The sequence below is a fragment of the Aminobacter sp. P4_D5 genome, assembly GCF_056401815.1.
On sequence record NZ_JBFUIP010000973.1, the window covers coordinates 1 to 613 of the forward strand.

1 protein-coding gene is annotated in these 613 nt (G+C 69.3%); it reads left to right on the top strand.

Annotation, left to right across the window (positions count from 1 at the left end; translation table 11 throughout):
- Nucleotides 1-54 precede the first annotated feature (54 nt).
- Nucleotides 55-613, top strand: a 559-nt coding sequence (locus AC1DWF_RS36145; RefSeq protein WP_476843264.1) for an FAD-dependent monooxygenase, incomplete at its 3' end; no start/stop codon positions are given.

Sequence of the window (613 nt, forward strand, 5' to 3'; positions counted from 1 at the left end):
TGTCCTGCGTGCCAGTCTGCGCCATTCGGGGAATGTGGGGTAGCGGGGTAGCCGATGAGGACTCAGGTTGGGATCATCGGGGCAGGGCCGGCCGGGCTGCTGCTGGCGCACCTGTTGCACCGCGCCGGCATCGACAGCGTGGTGCTGGAGGACCGCTCGCGCCCCTATATCGAGGGGCGCATCCGCGCGGGCCTGCTGGAGCAGGGCTCCGTGGACACGCTGGTCGAGGCGGGTCTCGGCAAGCGCCTGCTGCGCGAGGGCCTCGCGCATGACGGGCTGGAGCTGCGCTTCGACGGCGGCTCCCACCGCATCGACCTGCACGGGCTGACCGGCAAGCGCGTCACCATCTATGGCCAGCAGGAGGCGGTGAAGGACATGGTCGCCGCGCGCCTCGTGACCGGCCGTCCCCTGCATTTCGAGGTGGAGAGTGTCGCGCTACACGATATCGCCAGTGACCATCCGCGCCTCACCTGGACAAAGGACGGCGTGTCGCACGAGCTGCATTGCGACGTCATCGCCGGCTGCGACGGCTTCCATGGCCCCTCGCGCGAGGCCATGCCGGCGGAGGTGCTTCGCATCTACGAGCGCGTCTATCCCTTCGCCTGGCTCGGCA